Source organism: Derxia gummosa DSM 723 (assembly GCF_000482785.1).
GTDB lineage: Bacteria > Pseudomonadota > Gammaproteobacteria > Burkholderiales > Burkholderiaceae_E > Derxia > Derxia gummosa.
The window spans coordinates 168,062-183,372 of sequence record NZ_KI519499.1 but is presented as its reverse complement, the minus strand read 5'-3'; the positions used below and the strand labels follow the sequence as shown (position 1 = coordinate 183,372).

At 73.3% G+C, this 15,311-nt stretch carries 11 protein-coding genes; 5 read left to right on the top strand and 6 right to left on the bottom strand.

From position 1 onward, the window contains the following. Nucleotides 1–7: 7 nt before the first annotated feature. From H566_RS0118270 to H566_RS0118260, 3 genes are all read right to left on the bottom strand, one after another. Nucleotides 8–1,165, bottom strand: a complete 1,158-nt coding sequence (locus tag H566_RS0118270; protein ID WP_051378974.1) for a polysaccharide deacetylase family protein — start codon at nt 1,163–1,165, stop codon at nt 8–10. Beyond that, complete coding sequence (locus tag H566_RS0118265; protein ID WP_034412190.1) at nt 1,162–2,364, bottom strand: tetratricopeptide repeat protein; 1,203 nt, start codon at nt 2,362–2,364, stop codon at nt 1,162–1,164. Before H566_RS0118265 ends, H566_RS0118270 begins: the two co-directional genes overlap by 4 nt. Nucleotides 2,365–2,471: 107 nt before the next feature. Beyond that, nucleotides 2,472–4,259, bottom strand: a complete 1,788-nt coding sequence (locus tag H566_RS0118260) for an aminopeptidase P family protein (protein WP_028312567.1) — start codon at nt 4,257–4,259, stop codon at nt 2,472–2,474. A 219-nt stretch (nt 4,260–4,478) separates the two neighbouring features. On the opposite strand from H566_RS0118260, the gene H566_RS26200 reads away from it, so the two are divergent. Continuing rightward, nucleotides 4,479–6,845 (top strand): response regulator, encoded by a 2,367-nt coding sequence (locus tag H566_RS26200; RefSeq protein WP_169732553.1) that lies wholly within the window; start codon nt 4,479–4,481, stop codon nt 6,843–6,845. Between the two features lie 198 nt (nt 6,846–7,043). Beyond that, nucleotides 7,044–7,445: a cupin domain-containing protein gene (locus tag H566_RS0118250; RefSeq protein ID WP_051378972.1), complete on the top strand. Its 402-nt coding sequence runs from the start codon at nt 7,044–7,046 to the stop codon at nt 7,443–7,445. An 18-nt stretch (nt 7,446–7,463) separates the two neighbouring features. Here the strand turns inward: H566_RS0118250 and H566_RS30195 are convergent, their stop codons facing one another. The 3 genes from H566_RS30195 to H566_RS0118235 all read right to left on the bottom strand — a co-directional run bounded on the left by H566_RS30195 (nt 7,464) and on the right by H566_RS0118235 (nt 10,420). Continuing rightward, nucleotides 7,464–8,153, bottom strand: a complete 690-nt coding sequence (locus H566_RS30195) for an excalibur calcium-binding domain-containing protein (RefSeq protein WP_034412413.1) — start codon at nt 8,151–8,153, stop codon at nt 7,464–7,466. A gap of 171 nt (nt 8,154–8,324) precedes the next feature. Then, nucleotides 8,325–9,755 carry a sensor histidine kinase gene (locus H566_RS29755; protein ID WP_051378970.1) on the bottom strand — a complete coding sequence of 477 codons (1,431 nt, stop codon included), beginning with the start codon at nt 9,753–9,755 and terminating at the stop codon, nt 8,325–8,327. Between the two features lie 5 nt (nt 9,756–9,760). Continuing rightward, a complete protein-coding gene (locus H566_RS0118235) occupies nt 9,761–10,420 on the bottom strand; it encodes a response regulator transcription factor (RefSeq protein WP_028312563.1) in 660 nt (219 codons plus the stop codon). A 188-nt stretch (nt 10,421–10,608) separates the two neighbouring features. On the opposite strand from H566_RS0118235, the gene H566_RS0118230 reads away from it, so the two are divergent. From H566_RS0118230 to H566_RS0118220, 3 genes are read left to right on the top strand one after another with little or no spacing between them, the layout of a single operon-like run. Then, nucleotides 10,609–11,844, top strand: coding sequence for an efflux RND transporter periplasmic adaptor subunit (locus H566_RS0118230; RefSeq protein WP_028312562.1), 1,236 nt, complete (start codon nt 10,609–10,611; stop codon nt 11,842–11,844). A gap of 9 nt (nt 11,845–11,853) precedes the next feature. Next, on the top strand, nt 11,854–14,922 hold the full coding sequence (locus H566_RS0118225; protein WP_028312561.1) for an efflux RND transporter permease subunit: 3,069 nt from the start codon (nt 11,854–11,856) through the stop codon (nt 14,920–14,922). After that, nucleotides 14,919–15,299 (top strand): DUF3240 family protein, encoded by a 381-nt coding sequence (locus H566_RS0118220; protein ID WP_245591403.1) that lies wholly within the window; start codon nt 14,919–14,921, stop codon nt 15,297–15,299. The genes H566_RS0118225 and H566_RS0118220 overlap by 4 nt, the downstream gene beginning before the upstream one ends. Nucleotides 15,300–15,311: the final 12 nt, after the last annotated feature.

The window sequence follows — 15,311 nt, the reverse complement described above, 5'->3', positions numbered from 1 at the left end:
AACCCGTCTAGAGCGGCGCCTCCCGGCATTCCTGCCACTCCACGGCTGTTCCCACCCGCGCGAACACGACCGGCAGCGCCACCTGCGCCTTGGGATGCACGTCGTGGAACAGCAGCACGCCGCGCCGCTTGATGAGCATCAGCGTGACGATCCGCCCCGTCACGTCATTGGCCGAGACGCGTGCGTTCCAGTCCTGCGAGTCGATGTTCCACAGCGCCACCCGCAGGCCCTGTTCGCGGAAGAAGGCGCCGCTGTCGGCCGTGCGCTGGCCATAGGGCGGGCGGAACCACGGCGCCACCATCGCCTCGGGAAAGGTCGTGCGCAGCAGCGCCTGGGTGCGCGTGACCGAGTCCTGCCAGGCGTCCCAGCGCTGGTGCGACTGGTGCTCCCAGCCGTGCGATGCCACGCACTGGCCGCGATAGGCGGCCGCCAGCGCGTCGGCGCCGCCGCGCGCCACCCGTGCCTGCAGGTTGCCGCCCAGCAGGAAGAAGACCCCGCTGCGCCGCGCCGTCGCGAGCATGCGCAGCGTGTCGTCGGTGCTGCCGCCGGGCGCCGACGGGCCGTCGTCGAAGCTGAGCAGGAAGCGCGTGTCGGGCAGGGCATCGCCATTCCATTCGCCGTCGTTGAAGCGGTCGATCTCGCTCGTCGTCTTCGGGAACAGCGCGGCGAGGCGCATCTGCTCGGCCACATAGGTGCGCGCGAAGGCCGCGAGATTGGCGTGCCACGCGGCCTGCCCGGCCGGCAGGCGCGCGGCCCAGGCGGTCGCGGCCGAGGTCAGGGCCGAGGCGGAGGCCGGTACCGCGTCGAGGCAGGTCCAGTCGGCGGCGTAGCGGGCGCAGTCGATCGAGGCCGCGCGGTAGTTGGCGAGCGCCAGGTCGGTTTCCCGCGCGGCCCAGCGCTCGACCGAGGCGCGGTTCAGGCTCTTGACGCCGAACGCGGCCGTCATGTCGGCGTCGGGCAGGCGCCGCAGTTCGTCGAGCGCGCCGACATACACCAGCAGCGCCGCGCGCGATGCCTTGTCGAAGCCGGGGCGGCGGTCGATCGCCTCGGTCCAGAGCGACGGATCGACCTGGGCGACGGCGGCGGGGCCGGCGGCGCGCGCGGGCGCCGAAACCAGCGTCGCGCCGAGCGCCAGCGCGGCCGTGAGCACGAGCGCCGACTTCACCGCGCGCCCTTCTGCCGCATGCGCTCGATCGCCTTGTCGTAGACCGGATTGGCGGCCTCGGCCCGGGCGGCGCGGTATTCCCGCGCGGCGTCGTCCCACTGGCCGGCGTCCTCGTAGATGCGGCCGTTGTTGTAGCGCGAACTGGCGCGCACGCGCGCGGCGGTCGGGCCGTCGGCGAGCGCGATGGCCTTGCGGTTCGCCCACATCGCCTCGGCGACGCGGCCGGCCTTCTGGAAGGCGAGCCCGAGGTTGCTGTACGCCTGACCGTAGCTGGCGTCGATCTCGATGGCCTGCTGGTAGAGCGTGATCGCCTCGTCGAGGTTGCCGGCGCGGTAGGCCGTCTCGCCGCGGCTGTTGAGGGCTTGCGCGTCCGCGCTGCCGTCGGTGCCGGTGGCGGCGGGCGCGGTCGAGGCCGGCGCGTCCATCACGCCCTGGAACTCGGGGCCTTGCAGGCGCCGTTCGCTGACGACCGAGGTGATCCGGTTCAGGTCCTGGATCTCGCCCTCGGGCGTGATCGCGAAGACGATCCACAGGTTGCCGGTCTGCTGCAGCGGCACGTAGTAGGTCTTGACCAGCGTCTGGCCGACATAGACGAAGACCTTGGCGCTGCTGCGCGACAGGCGCGGGGTGCGCGGGTCGGCGCGGTCGGTGTAGTCGTGTACCGCGTACACGTAGCGCTCGCCCACGTGCCGGCGGTTGAGCGTGATGGTCTCGGGCCCGAAGCCGTCGGTGTCGTCGACATCGAGCATGGCATCGGCACCGCGCATGCTCTCGAAGTAGACGTGATTGCCCGGAAAGACGACGTGGGAGTCGAGATCTTCCGGTCGGGCGCCCCAGTTGAGCACCACGCGCAGTCCGTCGAGGTTGTTCATGACCGGGCTGATCGCGTAGGTCATGTCGGCGCAGGGGCACTTCACGACGAGGTTGGAATAGCCGGCCTTCTTGACGATGAGCAGCGCGCCGGCATCGTCGGCGAAGGCGGAGGTCAGCGCGACCTGGCCCTGGGCATTGGTCACGCCGGAGACCGATTGCTCGCCGTTGCGCTGCAGGGTCACGGTCGCGCCGTCGATGCGCCGGTCCTTCACCGTGGCGCTGAGGATCTGGACGTTCACCGGCGCCGCGTGGGCGCCGAAGGCGGCGGTCGCCAGCAGGGCGGCGAGCAGACGGGCGGCCGGACGGCCGGTCGGGATGCGGAACATGGCGTTCTTTCTCGGGGTGTCGTTCTTGGAAGCAAGCGCGCCCGAAAATCGCACACTCCGGCGGCGACATGTTTGCGCCCGGACCGATGCCGTTCCCGGCTGTCGTTTCAGAGCGCCACCGTCCGCCGTTCCAGCCACTCGCGCGCCGCTCCCTCCACCAGCGGCCCGACCCGCGCCCTCACCTCGGCGTGATAGGCGTCGAGCCAATCCCGCTCGACGGCGGTGAGCATCTCCACCACCACGCAGCGCGTGTCGATCGGGCACAGCGTCGCCGCCTCGAAGCGCAGGAACTCGCCGAACTCGCTCGCTCCGTCGGGCTGGCACAACACCAGGTTCTCCAGCCGCACGCCCCACTTGCCGGGCCGGTAGACCCCCGGCTCGATCGACGTGAGCATCCCGGCCTGCATCGCCGTGAACGGCTCGGCCGCGCCGCGGAAGCTGATGCTCTGCGGCCCTTCATGTACGTTCAGAAACCAGCCCACGCCATGCCCCGTGCCATGGCCGTAGTCCACGCCCTCGGCCCACATCGGCGCGCGCGCGATCGCGTCGAGCATCGGCGCGCGGATGCCGACCGGAAAGCGCGCCCGGCTCAGCGCGATCAGCCCCTTCAGCACCACGGTGAAATCGCGCTTCTGCTCGGCCGACGGCGTGCCCACGGGCACCACGCGCGTGATGTCGGTCGTGCCACCGGCGTACTGGCCGCCCGAGTCGATCAGCAGCAGACCGTCGCCCGCGATGACGGCATGCGCGGCCTCGGTGGCGCGGTAGTGCGGCATCGCGCCGTTGGCGTTGAAGCCGGCGATCGTCGCGAAGCTCAGGCTCACGTAGCCGGGCCGGCGCGCGCGGGCGGCGGTGGCCTGCTCGTCGATCGTCAGTTCGGTGATGCGCTCGCCGCGCGCCATCGCCGCCTCGAACCAGGCGAAGAACTCGGCCAGCGCTGCGCCGTCGTGCGCCATGGTCTCGCGCAGCAGCGCCATTTCTTCGGGCGTCTTGCGGCTCTTGGCGAACACCGAGGGATTCACCGCCTCGATCACGGTCGCGCCCTCAGGAATCGCCTGCCGAAAGCCGTAAGTCAGGCGACGCGGGTCGATCAGGACGCGCGCGTCGGCAGGCAGGGCGGCGAGCGCGCCCCGCGCCGTTTCATACGGCGCCAGCGCGACGCCGTCGGCCGCGAGACGCGCTGAGAGATCCGCGTCGACTTTTCCCTCGCCAACGAACAAGGTCGCACCGCTCTTCCCGACGAGCGCATGAGAAAGGAAGACCGGGTTGAACTCCACGTCGCTGCCGCGCAGGTTGAACAGCCAGGCGATGTCGTCGAGCGTCGAAAGCCAGTGCCAGTCGGCGCCCTCGCGCGCCATCGCCTCGCGCACGCCCGCGAGCTTGGCGGCGCGGCTGACCGGAGCGCGTTCGTGTTCGTAGACGGGCGCGGCGGGCAGGGCGGGGCGGTCGGGCCAGACGGCGGCCAGCAGGTCGAGGTCGGTGCGCAGGCGGATCCCCTTCGCTTCGAGCGTCGCGGCCAGTTGGCGCGCGGCGGCCAGGCCGAGCACATCGCCGTCGACGGCCACCGTGGCGCCGGCCGGCAGGTGGGCGGCGAGCCAGTCGGCATGGCCCGGATCGGCCGGCGTGCCGATCTTCATAAGACTGAAGCCGCCGCCGGCCAGTTCGGCCTCGGCCTGCACCCAGTAGCGGCTGTCGGCCCAGACGCCGGCCGTGTCGCGGGTGACGACCGCCGTGCCCATCGACCCGGTGAAACCGCTCATCCACGCGCGCCCCTGCCAATGTGCGGGCAGGTACTCCGACAGGTGAGGATCGGACGATGGCAGCACGACGGCATCGATGCCGCTGGCGGCGAGACGCGCGCGCAGCGCGTCGAGGCGGGGAGAAGACGGATTCATTGGCGGCGTTCTGGCGTTGCTGGAGGACGGACAAGCCTGCCCCAGCCCGCTGCCCGAGCGCAAACCCGACGCGAAAAGCGGGAAAACCCGGGCAGACCCCGGGCCGGCTGCCCCTGACATTGCGGCCGGCATGAAACGGTTAAAAAGATCACAGGCGCCGGCCGACCGTGCCGGCCGCAGGAGGAAGCAGCAGTTGGAGCACGACGAATGAGCGGCCCCATGACGGACATCGTGTCGCACCCGGCAGGCCCGCTCGCGGGCGAGCCGGGCCGGATCGGCTTCCAGGCTCGTCCGGCCGGGGCCTATGCCCTGGCCATCGTGCTGTCGCTGGCCGTGCTGCTGCTGCGCATGCTGACCGGCCCCGCCGTGAGCGAACGGCCTCTGATGATCCTGTACATGCTGCCGGTGGCGATGGCGGCGCTCGCGGGCGGACTTGGGCCGGGGCTGCTGGCCACGGCGCTCACCACCGTCGGCGTGCGCATGCTGATCGCCCACGATGGGGGCGCGGACCATCAGATGCCGCCGCATGACCTCTTCCAGTGGGGGCTGCTCACCGTGCTGGGCGTGTTCCTGAGCGTGCTGAGCGGCGAGCTGCACCGCGCCCGCCGCCGTGTCGAGGCCGACCGCCGGACGCTCGCCGTCACGCTCGCCGCCATCGGCGACGCGGTCGTCAGCGCCGACGCGCTCGGCCGCGTCACCGGCATGAATGCCGAGGCCGAGCGCATCACCGGCTGGCGCTGCGCCGAGGCGGCCGGCCTGCCGCTCATCGCCATCTTCGATACCCGGCCGGCCGACGGCGACACGCCCGTCACCGACGTGGCCGAGCGGGCGCTGCGCCTGGGCGCGCCCGCCGCGCTCGACGACTGCCGCCGACTGCGCCCGCGCGGTGGCGGCCGCCTCATCGACATCGCGGCGCGCTGCGCGCCATTGCCCGGCGCGAGCGGCATGGTGTGCGTGTTCCGCGACGAGACCGCCCGTCTCGCCGACGCCGCCGCCCTGCGCGCGAGCGAGGCGCGCTTCCGTCAGGTGGCCGAGAGCCTGCCCCAGCTTGTCTGGACCTGCGCGCCCAACGGCCAGTGCGACTGGATCAGCCCGCAATGGGCCGCCTACACCGGCGTGCCCGAGGCGATGCAGCTCGGCACCGGCTGGCTCGAGCAGGTCCATCCCGACGACCGCGCCGCCCTGCGCGCGGCCTGGCGCGAGGCGGTGGAAAGCCGAGGCGACTTCCGCGCCGAATTCCGCCTGCGCCGCCATGACGGCGAATGGCGCTGGTTCGAGACCCGGGGCGCGCGTCTGCACGACGCCGCCGGCGAGCTGGAGAAATGGTTCGGCGCCAGCACCGACATCGACGACCGCCGCCGCATGCTGGCCGAACTGGAGGCCAGCCGCAGCGACCTCGAACGCCGCGTCGCCGAGCGCACCGCCGAGGCCGAGGCCGCCGCGCGCGCGAAGAGCGAGTTCCTGGCCAACATGAGCCACGAGATCCGCACGCCGCTCAACGCCATCCTCGGCTTCACGCGGCTGCTGCGGCGCGACGCCTCGGCGGCCGAGCGCGACGACTGGCTGCTGCACATCGACGATTCGGCGCGCCATCTGCTGTCGCTCATCAACCACATCCTCGACCTGTCGAAGATCGAGGCCGGCCGACTCGAACTGGAGCGCACCGACTTCCCGCTCGCGGCCGTGCTCGACGAGGTGCGCTCGCTCATCGGCGAGGCGGCATCGGCCAAGGGGCTGGCGATCGAGATCGATCCCGACCATGTGCCGCTGTGGTTGCGCGGCGATCCGACCCGGCTGCGTCAGGCGCTGCTCAACTACGCCGCCAACGCGGTCAAGTTCACCCAGCGGGGCAAGGTGATGCTGCGCGCCCGGCTGGTCGAGGACGACGGCGACGCGGTGCTGGTGCGTTTCGAGGTGGAGGACACGGGCGTCGGCATCGCGCCCGAGCATCTGCCGCGGCTGTTCGAGGCCTTCGAGCAGGCCGATGCGTCCACCACGCGGCGCTACGGCGGCACCGGCCTGGGCCTCGCCATCACGCGCCGGCTGGCGCGGCTGATGGGCGGCGAGGCCGGCGCCAGCAGCACGCAATGGCAGGGCAGCCTGTTCTGGTTCACGGCCCGGCTCGGGCGCGGGCAGGCCACCACGCCGCCGGCCCCCGAGGCCGGCGAGTCGCGCGGCCTCGCGCGCCTGCGCGCCGTCCATGCCGGCGCGCGCGTGCTGCTGGCCGAGGACCATCCGGTCAACCGCGAGGTGGCGCTGTGCCAGTTGCAGCTCGCCGGGCTGGAGGTGGACGTGGCCGAGAACGGCCGCGTCGCGCTCGACCGGCTGGCCGCCGCGAGCTACGACCTGGTGCTGATGGACATGCAGATGCCGGTGCTCGACGGCCTCGCCGCGACGCGCGCGCTGCGTCAGCGGCCCGGGCTGGCCGGACTGCCGGTCATCGCGATGACGGCCAACGCCTTCGCCGAGGACCGCGCCGAATGCATCGCCGCCGGCATGAACGACTTCCTTTCCAAGCCGGTCGATCCCGAGCGGCTGTACGAGGTGCTGTTGCGCTGGCTGCCGGCGCGCGAGTCGGTGGCCTGACATCGGCCCGACCGCGGGCCGGGGCGGGCTGCCGCATCGCGCGGCCCGCCGGCTGATGCCGGCTCGCCGGCGGGCAAGTGCCCACGTGGCGCGGCCGCAACCGCGCGGCGCGATCGGAAACCGCTGGGTATTCCTGCCTGTCCGGCGCGCGCCGGCCTGAGCAGCATCGCTCTCCCGTCACATGATCAGGAGAACGCCATGACCCGAACCTTCATCGCCGCCGCTTTCTGCGCCGCCGGCCTGCTGCTCGCGGCCGCGCCCGCCGGCGCCCAGACGCCCGCGCCCATCACCCGCACCGTCGTCGGCAAGGGCGATGTGTCGGTGCCGGGCCGCGAGGCCATCGTCGCCAGGGTCGAGATCGCGCCGGGCGCCACCGTCGCGCGCCACACCCATGCCGGCGACGAGATCGGCTACATCGCCGAGGGCGAGGTCGAGATGCAGATCGATGGCGAGGCGCCGCGCCTGCTCAAGGCCGGCGAGAGCTTCGTGATCCCGGCCGGCGTGGTGCACGGCGCGCACAACCATTCGGCCACCGGCGTGAAGCTGATCGGCGTGTACGTGGTCGAGAAGGGCAAGCCGCTGGCGACGCCGGCGCCGTGAGGTGGTGGGCGGGACCGGCTAGAACCGCCCGCCGCACCACTGCTGCTCGCAGGGCACGCCGTCGTGGTCGCCGTCCATCTCGGTGCCGGGGCAGTGGCGCAGGAACCAGGTGGCTTCGTCACAGGAGGTCATCTGGTTGCAGCGCAGGCGGCCGTCGCAGCTGCGGAGCGGCTCGGGTGTGGCCGGTTCGGCGAGGTCGGCGGGTTCGGCCGCCGGGTCGGTGCGATGGCGCTGCAATTGGTCCCAGCCGGCCACGGCGAGGATGACCAGCGTCGTCAGCACCAGCAGGCGGTAGCGACCGCCACGCCGACCGCCGTCGCGTCGGCCGCTGGCGCCCTCGGGGGTGCGGCGCGTGTCGCGGATCGTGGCCTTGCCGGCGGCGCGTGGGCGGCGATCGGCGCCCACGCGCCGGACGCGGTCGTCGGCGTCGACGCGTGCGGCGGCATCGCGTGCCGGCGCGATCGGTTCGAGCGCGAGCTCGCCGAGCTTCACGGCCTCGCCTCCGGCCGTGCGCGACAGCCGGATCGCGCAGCGCCGGCCGCGCGCGTCGCTGCCGATCTCGAACCACAGCGGTTCGCCGGGCACGGGCGCGACGCCGTCGCGCGCAAACGCGCCGATGTGGACGAAGACATCGTCCTGCCCGGTCAGGGCGATGAAGCCGAAGCCTCGGTCGGCATTCCAGCTCTTGAGTTTTCCTGCGTGGCGCATGTGAAGGGTCCGGCGGCGGTCGAGGCCGGCGATCCTGCCGCCGGCCGGCCGATCGACCAAGACGGCGCGAACCGGCCGTGTGGCCGATGCCACGCCACGAGCGTGCCGCCCGCGCCGGCGGACCCGGTGCGCTCGGCCAGCGCCGGCCCTCGGGACGCGCTCGTCCGCCCCTCACCCCGCCCGGCGCGGCCCCAGCCCCATCTCCAGCCGAAAGCCCCGACCGCCCTCCACCAGCCGCAGCCGGCCGCCATGAGCGCGCGCGACCATGTCGGCGAGCACGAGGCCGAGGCCGGCGTGGTCGGGCTGGCGCTCGTCGAGGCCGCGTTGCAGATGGGCACGGCGCTCGGCGTCGACGCCGGGGCCGTCGTCGTCGAGCACGAGGGCGGCGGCGCGCGCGTCCCAGCCGATGCTCACGCCGCGCGCGCCGTGGCGGGCGGCGTTGTCGAGCAGGTTGGCGAGCGCGGCGGCGAGCAGGTCGGGGTCGGCGTCGAGCGTGGCGTCGGCCACGTCGAGGGCGAGACCCGAGGCCGGCACCTGGGCCACCAGATCGCACAGGCCGAGCGCGCGCCGGCGCGCGTCGGTGCCGGAGCGGAACAGCGCGAGCAGCGCCGCGACCACGGTGGCGAGCCGGCGCGTGGCGGCGCGGGTGCGATCGAGCCGGTCGCGCAGCGCGCCGTCGGCCTCGCGCGCGGCCACCGCGAGCTGGGCGTCGATGCCCGCGAGCGGCGTGCGCAGCGCATGCGCGGCATGGGCGGCGAAGGCGCGCTCGGCGGCGGCGCGGCGCGCGAGCCGTTCGGCCAGGGCGCCGATGGCGTCGTGCACCGGCACGAGTTCCTCGCGTTCGGGCGGCGGCAGGGCGGTGAGGCGGGCGCCGCCGGTAGCGGGCGCGGCGCCGGCGGGGTCGTTGGGGTCGGCGGCGGATGGCGCGGCGTCGGTGGCCTGGCGCCCGGCGTTCCCGTCGCGGTCGGCATTGGCGCCGGTCTCGGGCTCGAAGCGGTCGAGCGCATCGCTCAGCCGGTGCAGCGGCGCCAGTTCCTCACGCACGCGGCGTTGCAGCCAGAGCGCGAGCGCGAGGCCGAGCAGGAGCGCGCCGACCGAGGTTGCCGCCACCACCTCGCGCCGCGCGCCGCTGCGCTCGGCGCGCTGCTGGGCGACCTGGATGGCCAGCGCGCCGTTCCGGCTGGTCTGGGTGAAGACGCGCCAGCCCGCGTCGGTCTCGGCATAGCCGTCGCGCAGCTCGGCGGTGAGCGGCGCGCGCGGCGCGGCGTGCGAGCGCAGCTGCACATGACCGTCGCCCACGGCACGCAGCTGCCAGACCACGCGCTCGCGGTGCGGCCGCGCGGGCAGGCTGCCGGAGATGTCGGGCAGGTCGTTGTCTTCGAGCTCGACCAGACCAAGCAGCAGCTCGGCCGACTCGCGCAGCGCGTCGTCGAGCAGGGCGTCGGTCTCGTGCGTGACGATGGTGCCGATCACCAGCGCCGCCGCGAGACCGAAGCCGACCGACAGCACGATGACCGTGCGCGCGAGGCGCTGGACGATCGACGGGGCGCGGCCGGCGTCGGCCGGCGTGCCGTCGGCCATGCCGGGCGGCGTGACCGGCATCCGGTTCACGCGCGCCCCGCCATGCGGTAGCCCAGCCCGCGCACCGTCTCGATGGTGTCGCGGCCGATCTTCTTGCGCAGATTGCTCAGATGCACCTCGACCGCGTTGCTCGACAGCTCGCCGTCGAAGCCCCAGAGCATCTGCTCCAGGTCGGCGCGCGGCACGACGCGGCCGGCGCGGCGGGCGAGGGCTTCGAGCAGCGCCCATTCGCGCGCGGTGAGGTTGAGTTCGGTCTCGCCGAGCCAGGCGCGGCGCGCGGCCGGATCGAGGCTGACTGGCCCGGCGACGAGGCGCGGCGTGGTCTGGCCGGCACCGCGCCGGGCGGCGGCGCGCACGCGGGCGGCCAGTTCCTCGGGCGCGAAGGGCTTGACGAGATAGTCGTCGGCGCCGGCGTCGAGGCCTTCGATGCGCTCGGGCACTCGGTCGCGCGCCGTGAGCAGCAGGATGGGCGTCGCGTTGCCGGCGGCGCGCAGGCCGCGGATCCAGTCGAGGCCCGAGCCGTCGGGCAGCTGCCAGTCCACCAGCAGCGCGTCGTAGGGCGAGGGCAGCGCGGCGCGCGCCTGCGACAGCCGGGTGAGCCAGTCCACCGTGTGGCCCTCGGCGCGAAGGAAGTCGCGCAGGGCTTCGCCGAGGAGAGGGTCGTCTTCGAGCAGGAGGAGGTGCATGGCGGTCGGCGGTGACGGCGGGGGCGGGCAGTCTGCCATCGGGGCCGATGTGGCGAACGCGCCGAATGCCGGGCGACGTCATGGCCGATTCGGCTCGCCGCACGGGTCGGATCGGGCCGATAGTCGGCTTCAGCCCGTCTTAATGCCGCGCCCCCACCATCCGCCGGCTGTCATCCCCCAGGCTCCCCATGACTTTCGAGAAAGCCCATCGCCGCGCCGCCGTCGCGCTGACCCTGCTCGCCGCGCTGGCGGGCGTGGCCGTCGCAGCCGAGCCCGCCGTCGTCGCCATCTCCCCCGCCCAGCGCGAGCGCGCCCAGATCCGGACCGCGCCGCTCCAGCCCGCGACCGCCGCCACCGGCAGCGAGGCGCGGCTCGACGGCCGCGTGGTCGCGCCGGCGAGCGCCCAGCTCGTGCTGAGCACGCCGCTCGCGGGCGTGCTCCAGTCGGTCGAGGCGGAGCCGCTGCAAGCGGTCGGCCGGCAGGCGCTGCTGGCGCGCGTCGCCAGCCCCGATCTGCTTGCTCACCAGCGCGAACTGCGCGCCGCCGCGCTCGAGGCCCGGCTCGCCGCCGACAAGCTCAGGCGCGACCAGTCGCTGTTCGACGACGGCCTCATCGCCGAATCCCGCCTGCTCGAAAGCCGCTCGGCCGAGCAGCGCGCGAGCGCCGCGCTGGAGGAACAGCGCGCTGCGCTGCGCCTCGCGGGGCTGTCGCCGGCGGCGATCGAGAAGGGCGCTGGCGGCGCGCTGTCGCCGGCGCTGGAACTGCGCGCGCCCGAGGCCGGCACGCTGGTCGAATGGCTGGCGCAGCCGGGCCAGCACCTCGAAGCCGGCGCGCCCGTGGCGCGGCTGGTGCGCGGCGGGCGGCTCCTGCTCGAATTGCAGGCCACGCCAGCCCAGGCTGCGAGCATCGCGCCCGGCGCGGCGCTGCGCGTGGAAGGCTGCGCGGGCGCCGGCCGCATCACCGGCAGCGCGCCGCAGCTCAGCGCGGGCGCCCAGACCGTCGTGCTGCGCGCCGAACTGCCCGATGCCGCGCGCTGCCTGCGCCTGAACCAGTACGTGAGCGCCACGGTCGCCACCGGCGTGAGCCTGCCGGCGCCGGGCGCAGCCGCGAAGCCCCGCGACGCCGACGACGACGCGCGCAAGCCCGCGACCGCCGGCAACGCCTCGCCCGCCGGCAACGCCGCCATGGCGGGCAAGCCCGACGCCCGCTTCACCGTCCCCACCGCCGCCATCGCGCGCGCCGACGGCCGCACCGTCGTCTTCGTCGAGAAGCCCGACGGCTTCCTGCCCGCCGACGTCGAGATCCTCGCCCAGACCGCCGACACCACCCTCGTGCGCGGCGCGGCGCTCGCCGCCGGCCAGCGCGTGGTCGTGACCGGCACGGTCGCGGTCAAGGGCATGTGGGTCGGCCTCGGTCACGAGTAAGGGGCGGCCATGCTTTCCAGACTGGTGGCGTTCGCGCTCGCGCAGCGCCTGCTCATCCTCGTGCTCACCGCCATGCTCGCCGTGGCCGGCGTGTTCGCCTGGCGCGGGCTGCCGATCGACGCCTTTCCCGACGTGTCGAGCACGCAGGTGAAGATCATCGTCAAGGCGCCCGGCATGACGCCCGAGGAAGTCGAGACGCGCATCGTCGTGCCGGTCGAGCAGGAGATGCTCGGCATTCCCAACGCGCGCCTCGTGCGCTCGATGTCGAAGTACGCCATCGCCGACGTGACGATCGACTTCAACGAGGGCACCGACCTCTACTGGGCGCGCCAGCAGGTGAACGAGCGCTTTGCCGGCGTGCAGCCCGAGCTGCCCACCACCGCGAGCGGCGGCATCGCGCCCGCGACCACGCCGCTCGGCGAGGCATTCATGTTCACGATCGAGGGCGACGCGACGCTGGCCGAGAAGCGCCGCCTGCTCGACTGGACCATCCGGCCGCAGCTGCGCTCCATTCCCGGCGTGGCCGACGTGAATGCGCTCGGCGGCGCGGTCGAGACCTTCGAGGTGTCGCCCGATCCGGCGGCGCTCGCGGCGCGCGGCATCACGCTCGCGCAACTGCATGAGGCGGTCGCCGCCAACAACCGCAACGACGGCGCCGGCCGGCTGCGCCAGGCGGAGGAAAGCCTGCTCGTGCGCTCCAGCGGCAGCGTGCAGACGCTCGACGACCTCGGCGCCATCGTCGTGGCCGAGCGCGACGGCACGGTGGTGCGCGTGCGCGACGTGGCCCGCGTGCAGATGGGCGCGCTCACGCGCTACGGCGCCGTCACCCGCGACGGCAAGGGCGAGACCGTGGAAGGCATCGTGCTGACGCTGCGCGGCGCCAATGCGCGCGCCGTGGTGGACGCGGTGCGCGAGCGGCTCCAGCAGATCGGCAAGACCATGCCGCCGGGCATCACGCTCGAACCCTTCTACGACCGCGGCGACCTCGTGGGCCGCGCGGTGCACACGGTGTCGAAGGCGCTGGCCGAGGCCATCGTGCTGGTGCTGGTGCTGCTGTTCCTGTTCCTGGGCAACCTGCGCGCGGCGCTCGTGGTGGCGGCGATCCTGCCGCTGTCGGCGCTCGGCACCTTCGTGCTGATGGGGCAGGCGGGCCTGAGCGCCAACCTCATGTCGCTCGGTGGGCTGGCCATTGCCATCGGCATGCTGGTGGATGCGGCGGTGGTGGTGGTCGAGAACGTCGAGGCGCATGCGGCGCATCCGCCGCCGGGCGCGCGCCGGCCGCATCTGCACATCGTCTGGCGCGCGGTGCAGGAGGTGAGCACGCCCGTGACGGCGGGCATCGTGATCATCGCCATCGTGTTCACGCCGCTGCTGAGCCTGGAAGGGCTGGAGGGCAAGCTGTTCGCGCCCGTCGCGCTGACGATCATCTTCGCGCTCGCGGCCTCGCTGCTGCTGTCGCTCACCGTCATTCCGGTGCTGGCCGGCATGCTGCTGAAGCAGGCCGGCCATGCGACGCCGCCGCTGGTGCGCTGGCTGGAGCGCGGCTATGCGCCGCTGCTCGACGGCGCGCTCGCGCATCCGAAGCGCGTGGCCTTCGGCGCGCTCGCGGCGCTGGCGCTGGCGGCCGGGCTGTGGCCCTTCATCGGCAAGAGCTTCATGCCGACGATGGACGAGGGCGACGTGATCATGCAGATCGAGAAGCTGCCCTCGATCGATCTCGACCGCTCGCTCGCCACCGACCTGCTGGTGCAGCAGCGCGTGCTGGAGGTCGTGCCCGAGGTGAGCCACATCGTCGCGCGCACCGGCTCCGACGAGCTGGGCCTCGACCCGATGGGCCCGAACGACAGCGATACCTTCATCGTGCTCAAGCCGGCGGCCGAATGGAGGAGCGCCGACAAGAACGACATCATCGACGCGGTGCGCGAGGTGGCCGGCGAGTTCGCGGGCATCAACACCGCCTTCACCCAGCCGATCGAGATGCGCACCGCCGAGATGCTGTCGGGCGTGCGCGGCGACCTCGCGGTCAAGATCTACGGCAGCGATCTGGTCACGCTCAACGACGCGGCGAAGCAGGTGGTCGAGGTGCTGGAGAAGATTCCCGGCAGCGAGGATGTGCTGACGATCCAGAACGAGGGCGTGCAGTACCTGCGCATCGAGATCGACCGCGCGGCGGCCGGGCGCTTCGGCTTCACGGTCGAGCAGGTGCAGGACGCGCTGCGCCAGATGGTCGAGGGCACGGAGGCCGGCATCGTGGTGCAGGAGGGCCGGCGCCTGCCGCTGGTGCTGCGCGGCGGCGAGGGCATGCGGGTGTCGCCCGAGCTGTTCATGCAGCTGCGTCTGCCGCGCGAGGGCGGCGATGCGGTGCCGCTGGCCTCGGTGGCGCGGCTGGAGCAGGGCGAAGGCCCGCTCAAGATCGACCGCGAGAACGGCCAGCGCTATGCCGTGGTGCGCGCCAATGTGCGCGACCGCGATCTGGTGGGCTTCGTTGATGAAGCCAAGCAGGCGGTGACCGCGCAGGTGAAGCTGCCGGCCGGCTACCGCTTCGAATGGGGCGGCCAGTTCGAGAACCAGCAGCGCACGGCGGCGCGGCTGGCGATCGTGGTGCCGGCGGCGCTGGCGCTGATCTGGCTGCTGCTGTTCGGCACCTTCGGCTCGCTGCGGCAGGCGACGCTGGTGTTCGCCAACATCCCGTTCGCGCTGGTGGGCGGGGTGATCGCGCTGGCGGTGACGCGCGAATACCTGTCGGTGCCGGCGTCGGTGGGCTTCATCGCGCTGATGGGCATCGCGGTGCTCAACGGGCTGGTGCTGATCGGCTATTTCAACCAGCTGATCGCGCGCGGCATGCCGATGGCCGAGGTCGTGCGCCAGGGTGCGCTGCGCCGGCTGCGGCCAGTGCTGATGACGGCGAGCATCACGGCCTTCGGGCTGATTCCGCTGCTGTTCGCGACCGGGCCGGGGTCTGAAATCCAGCGGCCGCTCGCGATCGTGGTGATCGGCGGGCTGATCAGCTCGACCGCGCTGACGCTGCTGCTGCTGCCGGTGTTGTTCCGGCGTTTCGGGATGGAGAGGGCGCGATGAGCGCGGGGATGACGAGTGGGGCGCCGGCTGGCGCGGGCGATGACGCCGGCAGCGGCGCGGTGATGCCGCCGCTGCCCGATCGGCTGCTGACGGTGGTCGCGCCGGTCGCGCTGGAAGATGAACTGATCGACGTGCTGCTCGGCCTGCCCGAACTGGCGCGCGGCTTTACCGCGACGCGGGCCGACGGCTTCGGCGCGGGCGCGCGGCTGCCGAGCGCGATCGAGCAGGTGACGGGGCGGGCGCGCCGGGTGCGCATCGAGATCGCCTTGGGCGAAGCGCAGGTCGCGCCGCTGGTCGAGGCATTGAAGTCGGCGCTGCCGACGGCGGAGGTTGCATGGTGGGTCACGCCGCTGCTGGCGTTCGGGAGGCTGGCATGAGGGCGCTCGGGA

Bases quoted from the DNA above. Each gene is read 5' to 3' on its own strand.
- H566_RS0118265 (WP_034412190.1), bottom strand. From the start codon at position 2,364: ATGTTCCGCATCCCGACCGGCCGTCCGGCCGCCCGTCTGCTCGCCGCC.
- H566_RS0118260 (WP_028312567.1), bottom strand. From the start codon at position 4,259: ATGAATCCGTCTTCTCCCCGCCTCGACGCGCTGCGCGCGCGTCTCGCC.
- H566_RS26200 (WP_169732553.1), top strand. From the start codon at position 4,479: ATGACGGACATCGTGTCGCACCCGGCAGGCCCGCTCGCGGGCGAGCCG.
- H566_RS0118250 (WP_051378972.1), top strand. From the start codon at position 7,044: ATGACCCGAACCTTCATCGCCGCCGCTTTCTGCGCCGCCGGCCTGCTG.
- H566_RS30195 (WP_034412413.1), bottom strand. From the start codon at position 8,153: ATGCGCCACGCAGGAAAACTCAAGAGCTGGAATGCCGACCGAGGCTTC.
- H566_RS29755 (WP_051378970.1), bottom strand. From the start codon at position 9,755: ATGCCGGTCACGCCGCCCGGCATGGCCGACGGCACGCCGGCCGACGCC.
- H566_RS0118235 (WP_028312563.1), bottom strand. From the start codon at position 10,420: ATGCACCTCCTCCTGCTCGAAGACGACCCTCTCCTCGGCGAAGCCCTG.
- H566_RS0118230 (WP_028312562.1), top strand. From the start codon at position 10,609: ATGACTTTCGAGAAAGCCCATCGCCGCGCCGCCGTCGCGCTGACCCTG.
- H566_RS0118225 (WP_028312561.1), top strand. From the start codon at position 11,854: ATGCTTTCCAGACTGGTGGCGTTCGCGCTCGCGCAGCGCCTGCTCATC.
- H566_RS0118220 (WP_245591403.1), top strand. From the start codon at position 14,919: ATGAGCGCGGGGATGACGAGTGGGGCGCCGGCTGGCGCGGGCGATGAC.